Origin of the sequence: Streptomyces sp. NPDC058674, from assembly GCF_042716505.1 — a bacterium.
GTDB lineage: Bacteria > Actinomycetota > Actinomycetes > Streptomycetales > Streptomycetaceae > Streptomyces.
The window spans coordinates 51,192-72,313 of record NZ_JBHXSC010000028.1 but is presented as its reverse complement, the minus strand read 5'-3'; the positions used below and the strand labels follow the sequence as shown (position 1 = coordinate 72,313).

Genomic DNA, 21,122 nt, shown 5'->3' with positions numbered 1-21,122 from the left:
GGCCGGGCGGCGCCCCCCGACTTCCGCCCCCCGACCTCCGCCCCCCGCGCCTCGCACGCGGCGGCGCGCGGAGCCCGGCGCGCCCGCGGGGTCACGTGCGGGTGAAGGCCTCGTACGCGGCGCAGACCTCGGCCGCGGGGCCGTCCATGCGCAGGACGCCCGATTCCAGCCAGAGGGCGCGGTCGCACGTCTCGCGGACGGTGTTGATGCCGTGGCTGACCAGGAAGACGGTGCCCGCGTGCTCCCGCAACTCCTCGATCCGGGCCTGGCTGCGCCGCTGGAAGGCGGCGTCCCCGGTGGCCAGGGCCTCGTCGATCATCAGGACGTCGTGGTCCTTGGCGGCCGCGATGGAGAAGCGCAGCCGGGCGCCCATGCCCGAGGAGTACGTCCGCATCGGCAGTGAGATGAAGTCGCCCTTCTCGTTGATCCCGGAGAAGTCGACGATGCCTTGGTAGCGCTGCTTGATCTGCTCGCGGCTCATGCCCATGGCGAGACCGCCGAGGACGACGTTGCGCTCGCCGGTCAGATCGTTCATCAGTGCGGCGTTCACGCCCAGCAGGGAGGGCTGGCCGTGCGAGAAGATCGCCCCCGCCGCGACCGGCTGGAGGCCGGCGATGGCGGCCAGCAGGGTGGACTTGCCCGAGCCGTTCGAACCGATGAGGCCGATGGCCTCGCCCTTGTACGCGGTGAAGCCGACGCCCCTGACCGCGTGCACCTCGCGGATTCCCGGCGCCGGCTTGCGGGAGAAGACCCGGCTCAGGGCCGCGGTGGCGCCGCCCTTGCGGCCGCCGCCGCCCTGGACGCGGTAGACGACGTGGACGTCGTGGGCGATGACGGTGGGCACGCGGGTCTCCGGGACCCGCGGTGCGGTGGTGGGGCGGGTGCGCGTTGCGGTGTCAGCCACGTCCGTACTCCTCCTCGGCCTTCCAGAAGTAGATGAAGCCCCCGGCGCCGGCGAGCAGCGCCCAGCCGATGGCCACCGGCCACACGTGGGGCGGCAGCGCATGCGCCGGGAAGCTGTCGATGAGCGCGAAGCGCATGAGGTCGATGTAGACGGCGGCCGGGTTCAGCTTCAGGGCCGTCGACACCCAGTGCGGCAGCTGGTCGGTGCTGAGCATCTGGTCGATGGACCACATGACGCCCGAGGAGTACATCCAGGTGCGCAGCACGAAGGGCATCAGCTGGCTGACGTCCGGGTTCTTGCTGCCGATACGGGCCATGGCCATGGCGCAGCCGGCCGCGAAGACCGCCGTCAGCAGGAGGACCGGAACGGCCAGGAACCAGGACGGGGCGGGTGTCTGGCCGAAGGCCAGCAGCAGGACGGCCAGGGCGGCCATGCTGACGAGCAGCTGCTGGAAGAGCTGCACCACGGTGGAGATGGGCAGGCTGGCACGCGGGAAGTGCAGGGCGCGGACCAGTCCGCGGTTGCCGTGGACGGCGCGAGTGCCGGCGTTGACGGAACTGCCGATGAAGTCCCAGACGAAGATGCCGGTGATCAGGAACGGCACGTAGTCGGGCACGTTGTGGCTGGCGCGCATGACGATGCCGAAGATGACGTAGTAGACCGCCGCGTTGAGCAGCGGGGTCACCAGGTGCCAGACCTGCCCGAGCTTGGCGGTGCTGTACTGCGCCTGCATGCGGGCGGTCGCGTACGCGCTGACGAAGTGGCGCCGCCCCCAGAGCTGCCCGACGTACTGGGGGAGCGTGGGGCGGGCGCCGCTCAGGGTCAGGCCGTGCCGGGCCGCCAGCTCGGAGAGCTCCGGCGGGATCGGGCGGGCCGCGGCTGCTGCGGCGGTCGGGGGTGCGGTCGCGGTGGTCACAGGGGTCGCTTTCGACGGGGTCGGGGCGTCGCCGGCCGGGGCGTCTCCCAGCATTGGCTGACGATGGGACGGTTCCGTATCGTCGCTACGGCGAGACTAGGACCCGGAGCGTCGGAACGCAACCGTATCGTCGTGACGCGGGGCGCGGCTATGCTCTCCGCATGACCTCCGACCCCGCCGCCGCCCCCGCCCGCCGCCAGCCCGCCGGCGCCGCCGTCCTGCGCGAGGACGTGACCGCCGCGATCCGGGAGGCGGTGGTCGAGGAGCTGGCCGCCGTCGGCTTCGCCCGGATGTCCATCGAGGGCATCGCGCGCCGCGCCGGGGTCGGCAAGACGGCCGTCTACCGGCGTTGGAAGTCGAAGCTGCACCTGGTGCTGGACCTGGTCGGGGCCTTCGCGGCGGACGGCCTGCCGGTGCCGTCGACCGGCTCCCTCTGCGGGGACGTACGAGCCCTGCTGGAGGTCATGACGCACGTGCTGCGGCACCCGGTGGCCTCCGCGGTCATCCCGGACCTGCTGGTGGAGGCCGCGCGCAATCCCGAGATCGCGGACGCGGTGCGGGGCGCGCTGCTGGACGGACAGCGCCGGATGGCCGAGGGAATCGTCTCGGAGGCGGTCGCCCGCGGCGAGCTGCCGGCGAGCGTCACCCCGGACCACGCCCTCGACCTGCTGATCGGCCCGCTCTACTGGCGCCAGGTCGTCGTCCGCGACGCGGTGACGGGCGCCCAGCTGGACGTGCTGGCCCGCCAGGTGGTCGCGGGGCTGAAGGCGGGGGCGGGACCGGCCTGAGCCGGCGGCCGGCGGCTACGCCCAGCGGCCCGCCGACAGGCGGGCCGGTGTGGGCTCCGGGGCGGGGGACGGGGCCGGCGGCGCGGGGCGGCGTTCCGCCAGGGGGGTGACCGCCGGCTCCGGGACGGCCTGGCTCAGGAAGACCCGGCGCACCACCCGCTCCGCCGCGTGGCCGATCCACTGCGCGTCACTTGATCGCGCCGGCCATCACCCCCGTGACGAACTGCCGCTGGAAGGCGAAGAAGACGACGAGCGGGACCACCATCGACAGGAAGGCCCCCGGGGCCAGCACGTCGATGTTGTTCCCGAACTGCCGCACCTGCTGCTGGAGTGCGACCGTGATCGGCGGGTTCGCCGAGTCGGCGAAGACGAGCGCGACCAGCATGTCGTTCCACACCCACAGGAACTGGAAGATCCCGAGCGAGGCGATGGCCGGACCGCCCAGCGGCAGCACCACCCGTGCGAACAGCCGCAGTTCGCCCGCCCCGTCCAGGCGGGCCGCCTCCAGCAGCTCGCGCGGGATCTGTGCGAAGAAGTTGCGCAGCAGGAACACCGCGAACGGCAGCCCGAAGGCGGTGTGGAACAGCACCACCCCCGCGGTGGTCTCGAACAGCCCGATGGAGCCGAAGAGTTCGGAGACCGGGATCAGGGCCACCTGCACGGGCACCACGAGCAGCCCGACGACGACGAGGAAGAGCCAGTCCCGGCCGGGGAACTCCAGCCAGGCGAAGGCGTACCCGGCGAACGCCCCCAGGACGAGGACGAGCACGGTCGCCGGCACGGCGATGGCGACCGTGTTCAGCAGGGACCCGGTGATCGTGTCGTTGGCCAGCAGACGCTCGTAGTTGTCGGCCGTCAGCCGGGAGGGCGCGGTGAGCGCCTCCCACCAGCCGCCCCTGCCGAGGTCCGCCGGGGAGAGGAAGGAGGAGACGAGCAGGCCCAGGGTGGGCATCAGCCAGAACAGCGCGGCCGCGACCAGGAAGACCCGCAGCGCCCCGGCCGCGGCGCGGCCCGCCAGGCGCCCCGCGCCGGACCTTCCGGAGGCGGACCCGCCGGACGCGGACCCGCCGGACGCGGACCCGGCGCGGACCGACACCCCGGACCCGGACCCGGACCCGGGTCCGGCCCCCGACCCCGACCCCGACCCGGCTTTCGGGCCCCCGCCCGCCGCGGGGGCGCCCGTACGCGCTTCGGGTACCGACGGCCGGCCCGGCGGCGGCCCGGCCGGTACGGCCCGCTCCGGCGTCCCCTCGAATCCGCTCATCGGGACCTTTCCTTCCGCAGCCTGCGGATGTTCACCAGCATGACCGGGACCACCAGCACCAGCAGCAGCACCGCGATGGCACTGCCCAGCCCCGGATCGGCGTCCGTCCCGAAGGAAGTGCGGTACAGCTGGAGCGCCAGGACGTTCGCGTCGTCCTGCACCGCCCCGGGCGCGATGACGAAGACCAGGTCGAAGACCTTCATGACGTTGATGACCAGCGTGACCAGGACGACCGCCAGGACGGGGGCCAGCATCGGCACGGTGATCCTGCGGAACACCTGCCACTCGGTCGCCCCGTCCACCCGCGCCGCCTCCAGCAGCTCCCGCGGCACGGCGGCCAGCCCGGCCCCGATCAGCACCATCGCGAATCCGGCCCACATCCACACGTACGCCCCGATGACCGCCGGGGTCACCAGCGCGGGCCCCAGCCACTGGACGCCCGCGTAGGCCTCCTGGAAGTTCGAGGCCGGCAACCGGAGCTGCGCCCCGTCGGCCTTCGCCGACAGGGTGAAGGTGCCGTCGGCGCGCGCGGTGGCCGCCTCCACGACCCTGCCGTCCCTGACCGCCTCGACGCGCATCCCGGCGAGGGCGGACTCGGTGGGGTCCACCGCGTTCGTCCGGCCGCCCCCGCCCCGGGTGAAGTCCTGCCAGACCGTGCCGGTGACCTTCCCCGGGGCCGGGGCGGCCGCCTCGGCGACGGCGGCCCCCGCGGGCAGCGCCCCGGGAGCCACGCCGACCAGCGGCAGCAGCACCGCGGTGCCCGCCCGGACGGGATCGCGGGTCGCGAAGGCGCCCCCGCCGGCGTCCACCAGCGGCGAGTCCCGGCCCGGCCGGGCCTTCGGATAGGCCGAGGACTCCGCGAAGGTGTCGTGGACCCCGACCCACACCGCGTTGGCGATGCCCCGGTCGGGATCGTGGTCGTAGACGAGCCGGAAGATGATGCCGGCCGCCAGCATCGAGATCGCCATCGGCATGAAGACCAGGAGCTTGAACGCCGTGCCCCAGCGCACCCGTTCCGTGAGCACGGCGAAGATCAGGCCGAGGGCGGTGGCGGTGGTCGGGGCGAGCACCACCCACACCGCCGTGTTCGTCAGGGCGGTGCGGATGGTCCCGTCGCTCAGGATCTCCCGGTAGTTGTCGGCCCCGACGAAGCCGGAGCCGGCGCGGTCGAAGAGGCTGCGGTAGAGCGAGTAGCCGATCGGGTGCACGACGAGCGCGCCGAGCAGCACGAGGGCCGGCAGCAGGAACGCCGCCGCGACCAGGCGCCGGCGCCGCGTCTCGGCGCTCCTGCCCTTCGCGGCCGCCGCGGTGGCGGGGGCGGCCACCGGATCAGTTCCCGTACGCCTTGGCCGCGTCCGCCTCCAGTTTCGCCTGCGCCCCCGCCACGTCCGACGGGTTCGCCAGGAAGTCCTGGAGCGCCTTCCACTCGCCGGCGCCCGGGGTGCCGCCGAAGGCCGCCGGCGCCTGGTCCGACATGTCGAAGCGGAAGTCGTCGCCCGCCGCGATCAGCGCCTTGGCGATGTCCCGCTGGATGTCGTTGGGGTACGCGGCCGGATCGACCGCCTTGTTGGGGGAGACGAAGCCGCCCAGCCGGGCCTGGATCTCCGCCGCGTCGGGCGAGGCCAGGAAGGTCAGCAGGGCCTGCGCGCCCTTCGAGGGCTTCAGCGCGACCGCCACGTCGCCGCCCGAGACCACCGGCGACTTGGCGCCGACCGCCGGGAAGGGGAAGACGAGGGCGTCCGTGCCCACCTTCGCCTCGGTCTGTGCGATGTTCACCGCGACGAAGTCGCCCTCGAAGACCATGGCGGCCGCCGGACGGTCACCGCCGGTGAAGGTCTGCGTCACCGACTTGGGGAACTCGGTGGCCAGCGCCCCGCTGGCACCGCCCGCCAGGAAGTCCTTGCGCCCGAACAGCTCGCCCAGCGTGGTCAGGGCCTGCTTGACGCTGTCGTCCGTCCACTTGATCTGGTGCTTGGCCAGCTGGTCGTACTTCTCCGGACCCGCCTGGGAGAGGTAGACGTTCTCGAACCAGTCGGTGAGGGTCCAGCCGTCCGCGCCGGCCACCGACACCGCCGGGGTGCCGGACGCGGAGATCGTGTCCGCAGCCGCCAGCAACTCCTTCCAGGTGGCGGGGGGTTTGACGCCCGCCGCCTCGAAGGCCTTCGCGTTGTACCAGATCAGCGATTTGTTGGCGGCCTTGTAGTACACGCCGTACTGGGTGCCCTCGACCGCCCCCAGCGTCTTCCAGCCCGCCGAGTAGTTGGCGTCGAGCTGGGCCTGGGCCTCCGGGCCCACCGGCTGCGCCCACTTGTTCTGCACCGCCGAGACCAGCGCCCCGACCTGCGGCAGCAGCGCCACGTCCGGCGGCGCACCGCCCGCGATCTTCGTGCCGAGGAAGTTCACGATCGGGTCCTGCGCCGGGACGAAGGTGACGGTGGCCCCGGTCCGCTTCTCGAACTCCTTGAGGACCTTGGTGAAGTTCTCCTGCTCGGGGCCCGTCCAGACGGCCGCGACCTCCAGCTTCTCGCCCGCCAGCCGAGGTAGTTCCACCGTCGGCCCGGAGGCGGTCGTACCGCCCCGGGGCGGCTCGTCCTTCGTCCCGCCGCCTCCGCAGGCGCTCAGCGCGAGCGCGCCCGCGGCCGCGACCGCCGCCCAGTTCAGTGTCGTACGACGCCTTCCGTGCCTGCGCATGGCTCTGCCCCCGATGCCCGTGGTGTGTCCCGGACCACAAGGTCTACGCCGACCCGCGCGCCCCCGCAATACCGCGTCACGGGAGCGCGCAGGGGCTCACGGGGCGGGAGGGAACAGCACGGGCACCGCCGAGACCAGGTGGGAGGCCCGGTCCAGGGCGCTGGCCAGCAACGCGAGGTCGGTCGGACCGTTGCCCAGCTCGCGCACCGGACGACGGGCGGGCGGGTCGCCCATCCGCTCCCACTCCACCGGGACCACGGTCGGCCTCAGGGTCGCCGTCCGCGGGATGCGGCCCGTGACCCGGCCGGCCTGGAAGGGGAGCGTACGGCCGTCCGCGTACCGCAGCAGGCCCCGGCCGGGACCCGGCCGGTCCGGGGCGTCGAGCTCCACCCGCAGGGTGCTGAGGCGGGCCGCCCCGGTCTCGGCCGTGCGGTCGGGGCGGGCGGTGGTCGCCACCAGGTGCACCCCCAGGCGGGCGCCCTCGCGGGCGACCGCCTCCAGTGCCCGGACCACCGAGCCGGCGGCGGGCCTCCCCGTGCTGCCCAGCCCCGGCGCGACCAGCGCGTCGAAGTCGTCGACCAGCACCACCAGCCGCGGCAGCGGGCTCGGCCCCGCCGGGTCGGTCCGCGGCGCCGAGGCCCGCAGCCGCAGGGTGCCGGTGCGCTGGGGTTCTATGTCGCCGCGCAGCTCACCGGGGGTGGGCCGACGGGGTGAGACCATCCGGTCGGAGAGCTCGCGCCGGGCGTGCCAGTCCCCGAACGGCGTTCCGTCGAGCAGCTCGTGGCGACGCTTCAGCTCGGCGCCCAGGGCCTGCGCGAACTCCCGCATGCGCAGCGGGTCGGAGGCCACCAGGTGCGCGGACACGTGGGGGAGCTCGGTACAGGGCAGCAGCCCGTCGCCGCGCTCCCCGCCCGCCCCGTCCAGCAGGAGCAGCCCGAGCCGGTCGGGCCGGGCGGCCGCGGACAGCGACGCGGCCACCGAGCGCAGCAGTTCGGTGCGTCCGCTCCCCGCGGGGCCTTCGATCAGCAGGTGCGGGCCGTCGTGGACCAGTTCGGCGCCGACGGCCCCGCGCCGCCCGCTGCCCAGCACGATCTCGGCCAGGCCCCCCGCGCCCTGCCCCTGGTCGGTGGCCGCGGCCCAACGGGCCATCAGGGACGCCGGAGTGGCCCGCGCCAGCCCCAGCTCGTCCAGCAGCCGCGCGGTGGCGGGCAGGCTGGCCGCGGCGGGCCGGGGGGAGCCGACCGAGCCGCCGTCGGCGCGCAGCGGGGCCAGGGCCCGGGCGAACCGCTCGGCCCAGGCCGTGGAGACGGCGTCGGCGGTGGCGGTCTCGCCGCGGGGGACGGGCCGGCCGCCGGTGGCCGTGAAGGTCCGTACGGCCGTGGCGACGTCCCCGCTCAGCAGGGCCACCACCGCGCAGTCCCGGAAGCCGGGGGTGCCCGCGCAGGCGGCCTCGTACGTCTCGGTGACCGGCGAGGCGGGGGTGGCGGCCGGGGCCTCGGCGAGGGCGATCACGTGGATGCCGGCGGCCGGGCCGTGCGAGGCGAGCCGGCCGGTCACGTCGCGCAGCGCGCCCGCACCGGGATCGCCGTCGAGGACGAGGAGGGTGTACGGCCCCCGGTACGCGAGGGCGGCCTGCCGGACCCGCTCCGGATCGGCGGCGGCCCAGTGCGTGCCGAGGGGGCCGTCGTCCAGCCGCCGGGTCAGCTCGCCGGTCCGGGCGGCGGCCTGGTCGCGGTCGTAGGCGAGGAGCAGCCGGCAGTCCTGGCCGTGGGCGGGACGTACGTGGGGGAGCCAGCCGAGCCAGCCCCAGTCGCGGCGGCGCTCGGCGAGCGGGCGGGCCCGGTCGGCGCAGACCAGCACGATCTCCAGCTGCCCCGGCGCGTGCAGGGCGGCCAGTTGCGCCACGACGTTGCGGGCGACCCCGGCGAGGCGGGCGCGCGGACCGGCGAGGCCGAGGGAGCCGGCGCCCCGCAGGTCCACCCGGCTGCCGGCCCCGAGCCCGACGGTCAGTACCGCGGGGTGTCCGGGCGTACGGGACCACAGGCGCTCGGTGGGGCCCAGCGCGGCCAGCAGCAGGGCGGCCGGATCGTCGGGGTCGGGCGCGGCGGAGGCGGCCGCCGCGGCCTCCGGGGCGGCCGGGGCCTGGTCCTCCTCGTCGCCCCGGACCCACTTGCGGGCCCAGGCGCCGAGGCCCCGGCGGCGACCCGCGGGGGTCCCTGGCGGCGGCCCGTAGGCGGGGTCGGGTTCGGGGCCGTACGCCGGGTCGGGTGTGGCCGCGGGGGCGCGGTCCGGGGCGGCCGGGGCCGCGGCGTACGGGCCGCCGTCCGGGGCGCCCGCTGCGGGGTGCCCGGCGCGCCCCGGGGCGGCCGCGGGGCCGTCGCCGGCCGCGTCGGTTCCGGTCCGGGCGCGGGGGACGGGGTGCGCGCCCCGGGCCACCGTGCCGGCGCCCGGCGTGCCGATGGCGTACCCGGAGCCGGAGCCCGAGCCGGGGCCGCCGTACCCGGAGCCGGAGCCGGGGCCGCCGTACCAGGCGCCCGAGCCCTCGCCCGAGCCCGAGCCGGAGCTCGTGCCCGCGCCGGCGTCCGGGGCGCCGAACCGGGGGGTCCCGGAGGCGGGTGTGTCGGCGCCGCGGCCGTCGCCGCCCGGTGCCGCGGGGACCGCGGGTCTCGGGGCACGGCCCGGGACGGCGAGGTGGCCCTCCAGATCGGGGACCACCGCCAGCGGGGCCGTACCGGTGGCGGCCAGGCGCAGCGTGGACTCGCCGACCCGCAGCAGCGCTCCCGGGGGCAGGGCCACCGGCCGGCTGCCCACCGGGACGCCGTCCAGGGTGGTGCCGTTCGTGGAGTTCAGGTCGGCCACCGCCACCCGGCCGTCCGGGGCCACCGTCACCGCGCAGTGCATCCGGGACACGTCCGGGTCGTCCAGCGGGACGTCGGCGTCGGCGGACCGGCCGACCCGGACCTCCCCGCTGTGCAGCAGGTGGACCCCGCCCGCGTCGGGCCCCGCCACGACGTGCAGCTGGGGCGCGCCCGGGCTCTCCTCCGGCAGGACGTCCGGCGCGGGCGCGTGCAGCGCCAGTACCGCGCCGTCCACCAGCGGGGGCTCGCCCAGCACCCGCCGCTGGAGGTCGAGCCGCTCGGCGCCGGCGTACAGCACGACCGTGCCCCCGGTGTCGGGCCCGCCGACGGTCGCGGCGAGCCCGGAGGCGACGGCGGCCAGCGCGGTGCCCGCGGGCGCGGTGACGAGCACGTCACAGCTCGCGGGTGAGGTCGGGTGGCCGCTGCGCGACCCAAGGACGGTCAGCCGGATCTGCATCGCCGTCAGCGGTCCCTTCTGCGCGGTGCGCGGTGCGTGCGCCCGGCAGGGGAGGTACGGGACATGGCTGCCCGATCGCCCCCCGCCCGGCACGGACGCGTCGTCCGGTCAGGTCTGCCGGAAGGCGGGGCTCCCGTCCCGTGCCGTTCCGTACGGGTGCATCCTCGCACCTGTCGTACACAACACGCCCGGCACCCGGCAACAAATGATCTTGGTCGGTTTCCGGCCGGGTCGGGCCCCGGCCGGATGTGGACCCCCGGCCGGGCAAAGTCCCGGAAAATCGCCCCCGGCATACCCCGCAAACATCACTCTTCGTACATATGTGCGGCAACCAACCACCGGCGTCCGGCGTCTTCCCCGGGGACACCCCCTAGAGTGGGCCGGAAAACCTATCGGTGGATGACGGCGGAAACCGCGCCGGCAGACGACAGCAGGGAGCGCGAGACGTGCGGCCAGTCGGCAGCAAGTACCTGCTCGAGGAGCCGCTCGGGCGCGGCGCCACGGGCACCGTCTGGCGCGCGCGCCAGCGGGAGGCCGCGGGCGCGGAGGCCGCGGTCGCCGGCCATCCCGGCGAGACCGTGGCCATCAAGGTCCTCAAGGAGGAGCTGGCCCACGATCCCGACATCGTCATGCGCTTCCTGCGCGAGCGGTCGGTCCTGCTGCGGCTGACCCACCCCAACATCGTCCGCACGCGCGACCTCGTCGTCGAGGGCGATCTGCTCGCCCTGGTCATGGACCTCATCGACGGTCCGGACCTGCACCGGTACCTGCGCGAGAACGGCCCCTTCACCCCGGTCGCCGCGAGCCTGCTGACCGCTCAGATCGCGGACGCGCTCGCCGCCAGCCACGCCGACGGCGTGGTCCACCGCGACCTGAAGCCCGCCAACGTGCTCCTCGACGAGCGGGCCGGCCAGATGAAGCCGATGCTCACCGACTTCGGCATCGCGCGCCTCGCGGACTCCCCGGGCCTGACCCGCACCCACGAGTTCGTCGGCACCCCCGCCTACGTCGCCCCCGAGTCCGCCGAGGGCCGCCCGCAGACCTCCGCCGTCGACATCTACGGCGCCGGCATCCTGCTCTACGAACTGGTCACCGGGCGGCCGCCGTTCGCCGGCGGCACCGCGCTCGAAGTCCTCCACCGCCACCTCAGCGAGGAGCCGCAGCGCCCCTCGACCCTGCCCGAGCCGCTCTGGACCGTCATCGAGCGGTGCCTGCGCAAGGAGCCGGGCGAGCGCCCCAGCGCCGAGAACCTCGCCCGCGGGCTGCGGGTGGTGGCCTCCGGCATCGGCGTGCACTCCGCCCCCTCCGAGGTCGAGGCCGCGCTCGGCGTCGGCGCGCTGCTCGTCCCCGACCCCTCGCCCGCCCCGGTGCCCGAGACCCCGGGCGCCGCGGACGCCACCCGGGTGCTCCCCGGCTCCGCCGGCTCGCCCATGGGCGGCTACGACCCGAACGGCATGACCAGCGTCCTGCCGCCGGTCGGCGCGGCCGACGCGACCTCGGTGCTGCCGAGCACGGGGCGGCCGGGGGCCCCGGCCGCCGACGCGACCTCCGTCATGCCCCCCGTGCAGCGGCCGGACCAGCCGCACCCGTGGGAGTCGCAGATGCGCGCCGCCCGCGACCGCAACGAGCAGACGCAGATGCAGTACCTCGACCCGAGCGAGGACCCGCTGCGCCGGCGCCCGCAGCGGCAGGCGCCCCCGCCCCCGCCGCCGCAGCAGCGGCCCCAGCAGGGTCCGCCGCCTCAGCAGCAGCAGCCGTACCGGCAGGGCCCGCCGCCGCAGCAGTACCAGCAGCCTCAGCGGCCCCAGTACCAGCAGCAGCAGCCTCAGCAGTACGCGCCTCCGCCGCCGCAGCACTACCAGCAGCCGCAGCAGCCGCAGCAGTACCAGCAGCCGCAACAGCAGCCGCAGTACCGCCAGCCGCAGCCGCCCCAGCAGCCGCAGCAGCGGCCCCCGCAGAGCCCGCCGCCCCGGCGACCGGAACCCCGCGAGCCGCGCCGGCGCAGTGCCAACCCGGTACGGATTCCCGGCCTCGGCTGCCTCAAGGGCTGCCTGGTCATGATCGTGCTGTTCGTCGTGGCGGGCTGGCTGATCTGGGAGCTGACCCCGCTCCAGGAGTGGGTCGGCACCGGGCGCGGCTGGTGGGACCAGCTGTGGACCTGGGGCACCGACGCCGCCGACTTCGTCGGCTCCATCGGCGATTCGGGCGGCTCGGGCGGCTCCGGAGGTTCCGGCACACCCTGAAGCGGGCCGCCGTAGGGGTGAGTTCGTGGATTTGTCGACTTCTGGGGCGTGATTTCGCCCGCAGAAGTGAAGGTCGTCGCGAATCGGGCCCCCTACTGGCCTCCAACCCCGACCCGGCCGCGTAGCTTTGGTGCGTACGCCAGCCGCTGAGGGAGCAGTCGTGGCACGGAAGATCGGCAGCCGGTACACCGCGCACCAGATCCTGGGACGCGGCAGCGCGGGCACGGTGTGGCTGGGCGAGGGGCCTGACGGCCCCGTCGCCGTCAAACTGCTGCGCGAGGACCTCGCGTCCGACCAGGAGCTGGTCGGACGGTTCGTCCAGGAGCGCAGCGCGCTGCTCGGCCTGGAGCACCCGCACGTCGTCTCCGTCCGCGACCTCGTCGTCGACGGCAACGACCTCGCCCTGGTGATGGACCTCGTCCGCGGTACGGACCTGCGCACGCGCCTCGACCGGGAGCGGCGGCTCGCCCCCGAGGCGGCCGTGGCGATCGTCGCGGACGTCGCCGACGCGCTGGCCGCTGCCCACGCGGCCGGCGTCGTGCACCGGGACGTCAAGCCCGAGAACGTCCTGCTGGACATGCAGGGCCCGCTCGGCCCCGGCGGGGCCCATCCGGCGCTGCTGACCGACTTCGGCGTGGCCAAGCTGATCGACTCCCCCCGGCGGGCCTCGGGCGGCCGGGCCTCCGCTCCGACCACCCGGATCATCGGCACCCCGGACTACCTGGCCCCCGAGATCGTGGAGGGCCTGCCGCCGCGGGCCGCGGTGGACATATACGCCCTGGCCACGGTCCTGTACGAGCTGCTGGCCGGTTTCACCCCCTTCGGCGGCGGCCACCCGGGCGCGGTGCTGCGCCGGCACGTCACGGAGACCGTCGTCCCGCTGCCCGGTATCCCCGACGAGCTGTGGCAGCTGGTCGTGCAGTGCCTGGCTAAGGCCCCGGCCTCGCGGCTGCGGGCCTCGGAGCTGTCGGCCCGGCTGCGGGACCTGCTCCCGATGCTCGCCGGGATGCCCCCGCTGGACGTGGACGAGCCGGACGACGCCGGGCCCGGGGAGCCGCAGGCGCAGGAGCCGCCCGCCGATCCGGTGCGGCGCCGGGGCGTGGTCCCGCTGGTGCCGGGCTCCGCGACCGACTCCAACCGCGACACGCACACCTCGATGCGCGTGCCCGGGCCGGACGAGCTGGCGGGCGGGGCGCTGGGCACCGCCCGCGTGCCGCGCCCGGCCGGGGGCCACCGGCCGGGCGCCGCCCGCCACCGCGCGGAGGCCGCGCGCAAGCGCAGGCTGGTGCTCTCCGTGTCGGCGCTGGCGCTGGCCGCGGCGGTGGGCGTGGGCACGTGGCTCGCGGTCTCCGGGGGCGACGAGGCCCCGGCCCGGCAGGACACCAAGAACTCGGGCCCACCCACGCCGTAGCCGCGGCGGGCCCGGGCCACGCCCGGCCGGGGACTGCTACACCCCCACCAGCTCCGGGTGCCAGCGGCGGGCCACGGCCGGGTGGGCGCGGACCCAGCCCTTGAGCTCGTTGCGGCCGTACTCCGCGTGCAGCGGGTTCCGCGCGTCGTGCGCCACCCCGGGAGCCGCGCGCAGGTAGTCGCCGGGGACGGTCTCCACCACCGCGTCCAGCCGCGGGTTGTAGAAGAACGGCACCGAGTACCGCTCCACCGCTCCCGGCGGGCTGACCACCCGGTGGTCGGTCGCCGTCAGGTAGCCCTGCGTGGCGATCTCCAGCAGCTCGCCCAGGTTCACCACGAAGGCCCCCGGCAGCGGCGGCACGTCCACGTAGACGCCGTCCCGGAGCACCTGGAGGCCGCCCACCGAGTCCTGGAGGAGCAGCGTGAGGAAGCCGTAGTCCTTGTGCGCGCCCACGCCCTGGTCGGTGCCGGTGGGGGAGGACCCCGGGTAGCGGATCAGTTTGGTGTGCAGGTGCGGGCTGTCGAAGGCCGCGTCGAAGAAGTCGGCCGGGGCGCCGATCGAGACCAGCAGTTCCCGGAGCAGCCGGTGGGCCACCGCCGCCAGTCGCGACTGCCACTCCAGCACCGCCGTGCGGAGCTCGGGCAGGGCCGCCGGCCACTGGTTCGGTCCCTCCAGCCACAGGTACGCCGGGTCCTGCGGGCCCACCGCGGGGGCGGGCCGCTCGGCGCCCACGTCCAGTTGGTCGCGCCAGTCGGAGGAGCCGCCGGTCAGCTCGGTGCCGATGCGGGTGTAGCCGCGGAAGTGGGGGGAGTTCAGATTGCTCACGGCGAGCCGGTCGGCTTCCGGGAGGGCGAAGAAGGCCCTGGTCAGCTCCAGGATGCGGGCGGTCTCGGCCTCGGTGACGCCGTGCCCGGTCAGGTGCAGGAAACCGGTGTCCCTGGCCGCTGCGTGCAGCTTCTTCAGGAATGCGGCCCGCTGGGCCGGGTCGTCCGCCTGGGAGAGGTCCAGGACGGGGAGGGAGGAGTGCGCGGACGGCATGACGGCTCCGTTTCGGATGTCACGGGGTCCTGGTCCCCGGAGGTGGCGGGGGTCGCGGGTGGAGGAGGCGCCGGGGGCCGCACGGACCGCGGACAGGACCAAGTCGGATCGGGGTGGATCAGGCTTGGGGATGGTCCGGCGGCTGACAGCTCGTCGTCGTGACGCGCATGTGGTCCACATGGCGGCGCTTGACGAGGCGCGTGACGAGGCGATCGGTCATACGGTGAGCGTACGCCCGTGCGATGCCTCACCTGTACGGGTGATCCGGCCTGCCCGGCCGTCCTCCTCCGGGGACCGGCTACGCTGGACCCGTGGCAGTCGTCGATGTTTCCGAAGAGTTGAAGTCCCTCTCCTCGACCATGGGGTCGATCGAGGCCGTCCTGGACCTCGACAAGCTGAGGGCCGATATCGCCGTGCTCGAGGAGCAGGCCGCCGCGCCGTCCCTGTGGGACGACCCGGATGCCGCCCAGAAGATCACGAGCAAGCTTTCGCACCTCCAGGCGGAGGTCCGCAAGACCGAGACCCTGCGCGGGCGCATCGACGACCTTTCGGTCCTCTTCGAGCTCGCCCAGGAGATGGACGACGCGGACACCCTGGCGGAGGCCGAGACCGAGCTGGTCTCCGTCCGCAAGGCGCTGGACGAGATGGAGGTCCGGACCCTGCTCTCCGGCGAGTACGCCGAGCGCGAGGCCCTGGTCAACATCCGCGCCGAGGCCGGCGGCGTGGACGCCTCCGACTTCGCCGAGCGCCTCCAGCGCATGTACCTGCGCTGGGCCGAGCGCCACGGCTACCCGACCGAGATCTACGAGACCTCCTACGCGGAGGAGGCCGGCATCAAGTCGACCACCTTCGTCGTCAAGGCCCCGTACGCCTACGGCACCCTCTCCGTCGAGCAGGGCACGCACCGCCTCGTGCGCATCTCGCCCTTCGACAACCAGGGCCGACGCCAGACCTCCTTCGCGGGCGTCGAGGTGCTGCCGGTCGTCGAGTCCAGCGACCACGTCGAGATCGACGAGAGCGAGCTGCGCATCGACGTGTACCGCGCCTCCGGCCCCGGCGGCCAGGGCGTCAACACCACCGACTCGGCCGTGCGCATCACGCACATCCCGACCGGCATCGTGGTCTCGTGCCAGAACGAGCGCTCCCAGATCCAGAACAAGGCCAGCGCGATGAACGTCCTCCAGGCCAAGCTGCTCGAGCGGCGCCGCCAGGAGGAGAAGGACAAGATGGACGCCCTCAAGGACGGCGGCAGCTCCTGGGGCAACCAGATGCGCTCCTACGTCCTGCACCCGTACCAGATGGTCAAGGACCTGCGGACGGAGTTCGAGGTCGGCAACCCGCAGGCGGTGCTCGACGGCGAGATCGACGGCTTCCTGGAGGCCGGAATCCGCTGGCGCAAGCAGCAGGAGCAGACGGCCTGACGCGCTCCGGCGCGCGAGCGCCCGGGCGTGACGAAGGGCCCGGACACCTCGGTGTCCGGGCCCTTCGTCGTTCCGGGTGTGATCGGTACGCGGCGCGGTCGCGCCGCCCCGTCCGTCTCCTACGCGGTCTGCTGGACCACGAGCACCAGTGCCGCCACGAGGACCACCATGAGCGCGATGAGCATCATGGGATTCAGTCCGGAGAAGGGGCCCTCCTGCTGGAGGCGCTCCCGGTTCGCCCGGCACACCGGGCAGCGGCCCTGGCTGACGGGTGCGGCGCAGTTCGCGCACACGAGCCGGTCAATCGTCATGCGCTCCTCCTCTCGTCCCCTCGGCCCCGCTCATCGAATACAACGGCAGGGGGAAACGGTCCGTTCCCCCTACCACTGTGCCAGCTCCGCCGACATTCGGCGCGGCCCGTCCGGGCAATCGCGGTCCGGACCCTTGCGGACCCCGGGATAAAACGGGCAACTCCGGAGGCCGGGTCCACACCTCGCGCCCGTTCGCGTATGGTCACGCACACCTACTCCCGGCGACCGTGGTGCATCCGTGATCCGATTCGACAGCGTCTCCAAGTCCTACCCGAAGCAGAATCGCCCGGCACTCAGAGATGTCTCCCTGGACATCGCGAAGGGCGAGTTCGTCTTCCTGGTCGGCTCCTCCGGCTCCGGCAAGTCCACCTTCCTGCGGCTGATCCTGCGCGAGGAGCGGGCGAGCCACGGCCAGGTGCACGTCCTCGGCAAGGACCTCGCCAAGCTCTCCAACTGGAAGGTCCCGCAGATGCGGCGCCAGCTGGGGACCGTCTTCCAGGACTTCCGGCTGCTGCCCAACAAGACGGTGGCCGAGAACGTCGCCTTCGCGCAGGAGGTCATCGGCAAGCCGAGGGGCGAGATCCGCAAGGCCGTCCCGCAGGTCCTGGAGCTGGTCGGCCTCGGCGGCAAGGAGGCGCGGATGCCCGGCGAGCTCTCCGGCGGTGAGCAGCAGCGCGTGGCCATCGCACGCGCCTTCGTCAACCGCCCCGCCCTGCTGATCGCGGACGAGCCCACCGGCAACCTCGACCCGCAGACCTCCGTCGGCATCATGAAGCTGCTGGACCGGATCAACCGGACCGGCACCACCGTGATCATGGCGACGCACGACCAGCAGATCGTCGACCAGATGCGCAAGCGCGTCATCGAACTCGAACAGGGCCGTCTCGTACGCGACCAGTCGCGCGGCGTCTACGGCTACCAGCACTGAAAGGCACCTGAGACGCGATGCGCGCCCAGTTCGTCATGTCGGAGATCGGCGTCGGCCTCCGCCGCAACCTCACGATGACCTTCGCCGTCATCATCTCCGTGGCCCTGTCGCTGGCCCTGTTCGGCGGCTCCCTGCTCATGCGCGAGCAGGTGAGCAAGATGAAGGGCTACTGGTACGACAAGGCCAACGTCACGCTCTACCTCTGCAACAAGCAGGACGCCCAGGAGGCGACCGAGGCCGCCGCCAAGAAGGCCGAGGGTTCGGGGGCGGCCTCCACGGGCGTCACCACCTGCGGCAAGGGCGCGGTGACGGGCGATCAGAAGACGCAGATCGAGACCGAGCTCAAGCAGATGGACCTGGTCAAGTCCGTCGCCTACGAGTCGGCCGACGAGGCCTACAAGCACTACCAGGAGCAGTACGGGCACACCGCGCTGGCCTCGTCCATCACCCCCGACCAGATGCAGGAGTCCTTCCGGGTCAAGCTCAAGAACCCGGAGAAGTACAAGGTCGTCACCTCCGCCTTCGCCGGGCGGGACGGCGTCCACACCGTCGACGACCAGCGCCAGGCCATCGACGTCCTCTTCAAGATCCTGAACTACGTCAACGTCGCGGCCCTCGGCATCATGCTGATCATGCTGGTCGTGGCGCTGCTGCTGATCGTCAACACCGTGCGCGTCTCCGCCTTCAGCCGACGGAGGGAGACCGGGATCATGCGGCTGGTGGGCGCCTCCAGCTTCTACATCCAGGTCCCCTTCATCATGGAGGCGGCCGTCGCCGGCCTGATCGGCGCCGTCCTCGCCTGCTGCATGCTGGTCTCGGGCCAGTACTTCGTGATCGACCACGGCTTCGAGCTGCGGAACAAGATCCAGATCATCGACTTCATGGGCTGGAGCTCGGTGATCGGCAAGCTCCCCTACGTCCTCTTCATCGGCCTCCTGATGCCCTCGATGGCCGCCTTCCTCGCGTTGCGCAAGTACCTGAAGGTGTGACAAGCGCCCCGTGGGCCGTCCGGTCAACCCTCCGTACCGGTCCGGGGCTTGTCCTAGACTCGGCGCCATGCCGGGTCTGCCCGCCTTCTGTCTCCGGCCCCGCGGCCCACGTCGCGGGGCCGTCTTGACGTTGGTCTTCCTCACGTCCGTCGCCGCCGCCGCGAGCACCGGCTGCTGGGTCCCCGAGGAGCCCCCCGCCCTGGTCGCCCGTGCGGGTGGCGCGGCGGCCGCCGGGCCCGGGGCGCCCCGGTCGGCGAGCACCGCCGACCGTGAGGCGGTCGCCCGGGCAGCCGCCGAGGCCGTCGCCGAGGGGAAGTCCGGCAAGAAGGCCGCCCAGGAGGTGGTCAGCCGCAGCGGGGACCGCTGGGGCACCGTCTACGACCAGGACGAGTACGAGGCCTTCGCCGAGGACCTCGACGGCCGCTGGACCGGTGTCGGCCTCTGGGCCGAGCGCGGCCGGGACGGCCGGATCGAGATCGACAAGGTCCAGCCCGACAGCCCCGCCGCCCGGGCCGGCCTGCGCGCCGGAGACCGGCTGCTGAGCGTCGACGGGCACCACGTGACCGGCCTGGTCGTGGGCGACGTGGTCTCCCTGCTGCGCGGCGAGGCCGGCACCCCCGTCGTACTGGGGCTGAGCCGGGGCGGCGCCGACCTCACCGAGACCGTCCGCCGCGAGCAGCTGCGCACCGAGCCGGTGACCGTCCGGCAGCTTCCGGGCGGGATCACCGTCATCAAGGTCAGCTCCTTCACCCGCGGCTCCGGCGAGCGGGTCAGGGCCGCCGTCCGCGCGGCGCCGGCGGGCGCCGGGGTCGTGCTCGACCTGCGCGGCAACCCGGGGGGGCTGGTCACCGAGGCGGTGGCGGCGGCCTCGGCCTTCCTGGACGGCGGCCTCGTGGGGACGTACGACGTACGGGGGGAGCAGCGGGCGCTGTACGCGGCCCCGGGCGGGGACACGGCCCGGCCGCTGGTGGCCCTGGTCGACGCCGGCACGATGAGCGCGGCCGAGCTGGTGACGGGCGCGCTCCAGGACCGCGGCCGGGCGGTGGTGGTCGGCAGCCGGACCTTCGGCAAGGGCTCGGTGCAGATGCCGACCGAGCTCCCGGACGGCTCGGTGGCCGAGCTGACGGTGGGCACGTACCGCACCCCGGGGGGCCGCAGTCTGGACGGGGCAGGCATCATCCCGGACCTGGCGGCGGGCGGCGACGGGGCCGAGGAGCGGGCCGCCAGGGTATTGGGTGGCCCCGGGGTGGGTCCGTAGTGCGAAAATGACCGCACTATGGCTAAGGAAAAAGGGCGCAAGCTGATCGCCCAGAACAAGAAGGCGCACCACGACTACACGATCATCGACACCTACGAGTGCGGTCTCGTGCTCACGGGCACCGAGGTCAAGTCCCTGCGCCAGGGCCGGGCCTCGCTGGTGGACGGCTTCGTGACGATGGAGAGCGACGAGGCGTGGCTCTACAACGTCCACGTGCCGGAGTACAGCCAGGGCACCTGGACCAACCACAGCGCCCGCCGCAAGCGCAAGCTCCTCATGCACCGCGAGGAAATCGACAAGCTGGAGCGGAAGGCGCAGGAGTCGGGCCACACGATCGTCCCGCTGTCCCTGTACTTCAAGGACGGCCGGGCCAAGGTGGAGATCGCGCTGGCCAAGGGCAAGAAGGAGTACGACAAGCGCCAGACGCTCCGCGAGAAGCAGGACACGCGCGAGACGAGCCGTACGATCTCGGCGATCCGGCGCAGGCAGCGGGGCACGGTTTAATCGTCTGGCACGCGGTGGTCGACTTCGCGTACCATGGCGTCAGCACCACGCGCTTGCGGGTGGGGCAGCTTGAAAAATCAACATGGGGATGATCGGTTTCGACAGCGGATGTCGATGCAGGGGAAGCGAGCCGAGGAAGCGGCAATGATCTCGCTAACCACATGTCGCAAACAATAATCGCCAACTCCAAGAGCGATAACTCCCGCTTCACCCTCGCTGCCTAATAACAGTGAGCTGAAGCCTCTGTGAGGAGCGTCAGCCCGGAAGTGGTCCCGGTCCGGATCCTGGCGTCAACTAGGGATCTAAACCTCTAGCCCCGGTCACGGGGGTTGGAGGGAAACCAAACAGTGACTGAGCCCGTCGGAGACTTGTCCGTGTGATCTCCGGGGCTGAGAAAAGCGCAGCGGACTGCGCTCGGAGAAGCCCTGCTTCTGCACCGTTGGACGCGGGTTCGATTCCCGCCATCTCCACCACCCCATGTGAGAAGACCCCCTGACCTGCGAGAACTTCGCCAGGTCAGGGGGTTTTCTCGTGGTGCGGGTCAGTAGTGGTAACGCGCCTTGAGGATCTTCACTTCTTTGGCGTCCGCCCGGTACACGAGGCGGTGCTCGTCGTCGACGCGGCGTGACCAGTAGCCCGACAGCTCGCCCTTCAGCGGCTCGGGCTTGCCGATCCCGCTGAAGGGGTCGCGTTGAATCTCACCGATCAGGCGGGTGACCCTGCGCGCCGTCCTGCGGTCCGAGCCGAGCCAGAACAGGAAGTCCTCCCAGGCGTCCGGGTCGAAGTGGACGCTCCTCACTCCTCGCCGCCTGCCAGGTCCCTCAGCTCTTCCATGGTCTTGGTGACCGCGGGTGCGCTCTCGCGGTCACGGGCCACGGCTTCCATGAGCCGCCGGGCGTTGGCGGGGGAGCGAAGGAGGTAGACGGTCTCCTGCCACGCGTCGTAGTCGGCGGCGGACATGAGGACGGCGTCGCCGTTCTTGGAGGTGATGCGCACCGGGTCGTGGTCGGTGTTGACGCGCTCGATCAGCGGGAAGAGCGTGGCTCGGGCTTCGCTGGCGCTGATGGACATCGTCGGCACCCCTCGTTGAGTCGTACGAGTTTACCGTACGGGACACGTACCGTAAACACGTACCACTGTG

The 21,122-nt window shown here is 73.4% G+C and carries 18 protein-coding genes and 1 other RNA gene; 9 read left to right on the top strand and 10 right to left on the bottom strand.

Translation table 11 applies throughout. The annotated features are described in order from the left end of the window. Positions 1 to 91 precede the first annotated feature (91 nt). Together ACFWU6_RS17070 and ACFWU6_RS17065 are read right to left on the bottom strand one after the other, a co-directional pair. Positions 92 to 904, bottom strand: a complete 813-nt coding sequence (locus ACFWU6_RS17070; protein ID WP_383812870.1) for an ABC transporter ATP-binding protein — start codon at positions 902 to 904, stop codon at positions 92 to 94. Further along, a complete protein-coding gene (locus ACFWU6_RS17065) occupies positions 897 to 1,874 on the bottom strand; it encodes an ABC transporter permease (protein ID WP_383981724.1) in 978 nt (325 codons plus the stop codon). Before ACFWU6_RS17065 ends, ACFWU6_RS17070 begins: the two co-directional genes overlap by 8 nt. Before the next feature lie 107 nt (positions 1,875 to 1,981). On the opposite strand from ACFWU6_RS17065, the gene ACFWU6_RS17060 reads away from it, so the two are divergent. Next, the gene (locus ACFWU6_RS17060) at positions 1,982 to 2,608 is read left to right on the top strand and encodes a TetR/AcrR family transcriptional regulator (RefSeq protein ID WP_383981722.1); all 627 of its coding nucleotides are present in this window, start codon (positions 1,982 to 1,984) and stop codon (positions 2,606 to 2,608) included. Between the two features lie 187 nt (positions 2,609 to 2,795). Here ACFWU6_RS17060 and ACFWU6_RS17055 read toward each other — a convergent pair whose 3' ends face one another. From ACFWU6_RS17055 to ACFWU6_RS17040, 4 genes are all read right to left on the bottom strand, one after another. After that, a complete protein-coding gene (locus ACFWU6_RS17055; RefSeq protein ID WP_383981720.1) occupies positions 2,796 to 3,704 on the bottom strand; it encodes a carbohydrate ABC transporter permease in 909 nt (302 codons plus the stop codon). Positions 3,705 to 3,868: 164 nt separating this feature from the next. Beyond that, the gene (locus ACFWU6_RS17050) at positions 3,869 to 5,197 is read right to left on the bottom strand and encodes a carbohydrate ABC transporter permease (RefSeq protein WP_383981718.1); all 1,329 of its coding nucleotides are present in this window, start codon (positions 5,195 to 5,197) and stop codon (positions 3,869 to 3,871) included. A 4-nt stretch (positions 5,198 to 5,201) separates the two neighbouring features. Next, positions 5,202 to 6,563, bottom strand: coding sequence for an ABC transporter substrate-binding protein (locus tag ACFWU6_RS17045; RefSeq protein ID WP_383812860.1), 1,362 nt, complete (start codon positions 6,561 to 6,563; stop codon positions 5,202 to 5,204). Positions 6,564 to 6,659: 96 nt separating this feature from the next. Then, on the bottom strand, positions 6,660 to 9,878 hold the full coding sequence (locus tag ACFWU6_RS17040; RefSeq protein ID WP_383981716.1) for an FHA domain-containing protein: 3,219 nt from the start codon (positions 9,876 to 9,878) through the stop codon (positions 6,660 to 6,662). 446 nt (positions 9,879 to 10,324) lie between these two features. On the opposite strand from ACFWU6_RS17040, the gene ACFWU6_RS17035 reads away from it, so the two are divergent. Together ACFWU6_RS17035 and ACFWU6_RS17030 are read left to right on the top strand one after the other, a co-directional pair. Next, positions 10,325 to 12,121: a protein kinase gene (locus tag ACFWU6_RS17035; protein ID WP_383981714.1), complete on the top strand. Its 1,797-nt coding sequence runs from the start codon at positions 10,325 to 10,327 to the stop codon at positions 12,119 to 12,121. A gap of 160 nt (positions 12,122 to 12,281) precedes the next feature. Beyond that, on the top strand, positions 12,282 to 13,532 hold the full coding sequence (locus ACFWU6_RS17030) for a serine/threonine-protein kinase (RefSeq protein WP_383981712.1): 1,251 nt from the start codon (positions 12,282 to 12,284) through the stop codon (positions 13,530 to 13,532). Positions 13,533 to 13,568: 36 nt separating this feature from the next. Here the strand turns inward: ACFWU6_RS17030 and ACFWU6_RS17025 are convergent, their stop codons facing one another. Further along, positions 13,569 to 14,570 carry an isopenicillin N synthase family dioxygenase gene (locus ACFWU6_RS17025; protein ID WP_383805806.1) on the bottom strand — a complete coding sequence of 334 codons (1,002 nt, stop codon included), beginning with the start codon at positions 14,568 to 14,570 and terminating at the stop codon, positions 13,569 to 13,571. Between the two features lie 311 nt (positions 14,571 to 14,881). Here ACFWU6_RS17025 and prfB point away from each other — a divergent pair, with 311 nt between their 5' ends. Further along, complete coding sequence (gene prfB, locus ACFWU6_RS17020) at positions 14,882 to 15,991, top strand: peptide chain release factor 2 (RefSeq protein ID WP_383805805.1); 1,110 nt, start codon at positions 14,882 to 14,884, stop codon at positions 15,989 to 15,991. 119 nt (positions 15,992 to 16,110) lie between these two features. Here prfB and ACFWU6_RS17015 read toward each other — a convergent pair whose 3' ends face one another. Continuing rightward, entirely contained in the window at positions 16,111 to 16,302 is a 192-nt protein-coding gene (locus ACFWU6_RS17015; RefSeq protein WP_383805803.1) for a hypothetical protein, read from the bottom strand. Between the two features lie 238 nt (positions 16,303 to 16,540). On the opposite strand from ACFWU6_RS17015, the gene ftsE reads away from it, so the two are divergent. From ftsE to ssrA, 5 genes are all read left to right on the top strand, one after another. Then, entirely contained in the window at positions 16,541 to 17,230 is a 690-nt protein-coding gene (ftsE, locus tag ACFWU6_RS17010) for a cell division ATP-binding protein FtsE (protein ID WP_150519391.1), read from the top strand. A gap of 17 nt (positions 17,231 to 17,247) precedes the next feature. Next, positions 17,248 to 18,219: a permease-like cell division protein FtsX gene (gene ftsX / locus ACFWU6_RS17005; protein WP_383805801.1), complete on the top strand. Its 972-nt coding sequence runs from the start codon at positions 17,248 to 17,250 to the stop codon at positions 18,217 to 18,219. Between the two features lie 67 nt (positions 18,220 to 18,286). Beyond that, positions 18,287 to 19,477: a S41 family peptidase gene (locus tag ACFWU6_RS17000; protein ID WP_383981710.1), complete on the top strand. Its 1,191-nt coding sequence runs from the start codon at positions 18,287 to 18,289 to the stop codon at positions 19,475 to 19,477. 18 nt (positions 19,478 to 19,495) lie between these two features. Then, the gene (gene smpB, locus ACFWU6_RS16995; protein ID WP_383805797.1) at positions 19,496 to 19,981 is read left to right on the top strand and encodes an SsrA-binding protein SmpB; all 486 of its coding nucleotides are present in this window, start codon (positions 19,496 to 19,498) and stop codon (positions 19,979 to 19,981) included. An 84-nt stretch (positions 19,982 to 20,065) separates the two neighbouring features. Next, positions 20,066 to 20,454: a transfer-messenger RNA gene (ssrA, locus tag ACFWU6_RS16990) on the top strand. A 68-nt stretch (positions 20,455 to 20,522) separates the two neighbouring features. On the opposite strand, the gene ACFWU6_RS16985 is transcribed toward ssrA, so the two are convergent. Together ACFWU6_RS16985 and ACFWU6_RS16980 are read right to left on the bottom strand one after the other, a co-directional pair. Beyond that, positions 20,523 to 20,780, bottom strand: coding sequence for a Txe/YoeB family addiction module toxin (locus tag ACFWU6_RS16985; RefSeq protein ID WP_383981708.1), 258 nt, complete (start codon positions 20,778 to 20,780; stop codon positions 20,523 to 20,525). Beyond that, positions 20,777 to 21,052 (bottom strand): type II toxin-antitoxin system Phd/YefM family antitoxin, encoded by a 276-nt coding sequence (locus ACFWU6_RS16980; RefSeq protein ID WP_383805794.1) that lies wholly within the window; start codon positions 21,050 to 21,052, stop codon positions 20,777 to 20,779. The genes ACFWU6_RS16985 and ACFWU6_RS16980 overlap by 4 nt, the downstream gene beginning before the upstream one ends. Positions 21,053 to 21,122: the final 70 nt, after the last annotated feature.

Coding starts and splice junctions, on each gene's coding strand:
- ACFWU6_RS17065 (WP_383981724.1), bottom strand. CDS start 1,874: ATGCTGGGAGACGCCCCGGCCGGCGACGCCCCGACCCCGTCGAAAGCG.
- ACFWU6_RS17060 (WP_383981722.1), top strand. CDS start 1,982: ATGACCTCCGACCCCGCCGCCGCCCCCGCCCGCCGCCAGCCCGCCGGC.
- ACFWU6_RS17045 (WP_383812860.1), bottom strand. CDS start 6,563: ATGCGCAGGCACGGAAGGCGTCGTACGACACTGAACTGGGCGGCGGTC.
- ACFWU6_RS17040 (WP_383981716.1), bottom strand. CDS start 9,878: ATGCAGATCCGGCTGACCGTCCTTGGGTCGCGCAGCGGCCACCCGACC.
- ACFWU6_RS17025 (WP_383805806.1), bottom strand. CDS start 14,570: ATGCCGTCCGCGCACTCCTCCCTCCCCGTCCTGGACCTCTCCCAGGCG.
- ACFWU6_RS17015 (WP_383805803.1), bottom strand. CDS start 16,302: ATGACGATTGACCGGCTCGTGTGCGCGAACTGCGCCGCACCCGTCAGC.
- ftsX (WP_383805801.1), top strand. CDS start 17,248: ATGCGCGCCCAGTTCGTCATGTCGGAGATCGGCGTCGGCCTCCGCCGC.
- ACFWU6_RS17000 (WP_383981710.1), top strand. CDS start 18,287: ATGCCGGGTCTGCCCGCCTTCTGTCTCCGGCCCCGCGGCCCACGTCGC.
- smpB (WP_383805797.1), top strand. CDS start 19,496: ATGGCTAAGGAAAAAGGGCGCAAGCTGATCGCCCAGAACAAGAAGGCG.
- ACFWU6_RS16980 (WP_383805794.1), bottom strand. CDS start 21,052: ATGTCCATCAGCGCCAGCGAAGCCCGAGCCACGCTCTTCCCGCTGATC.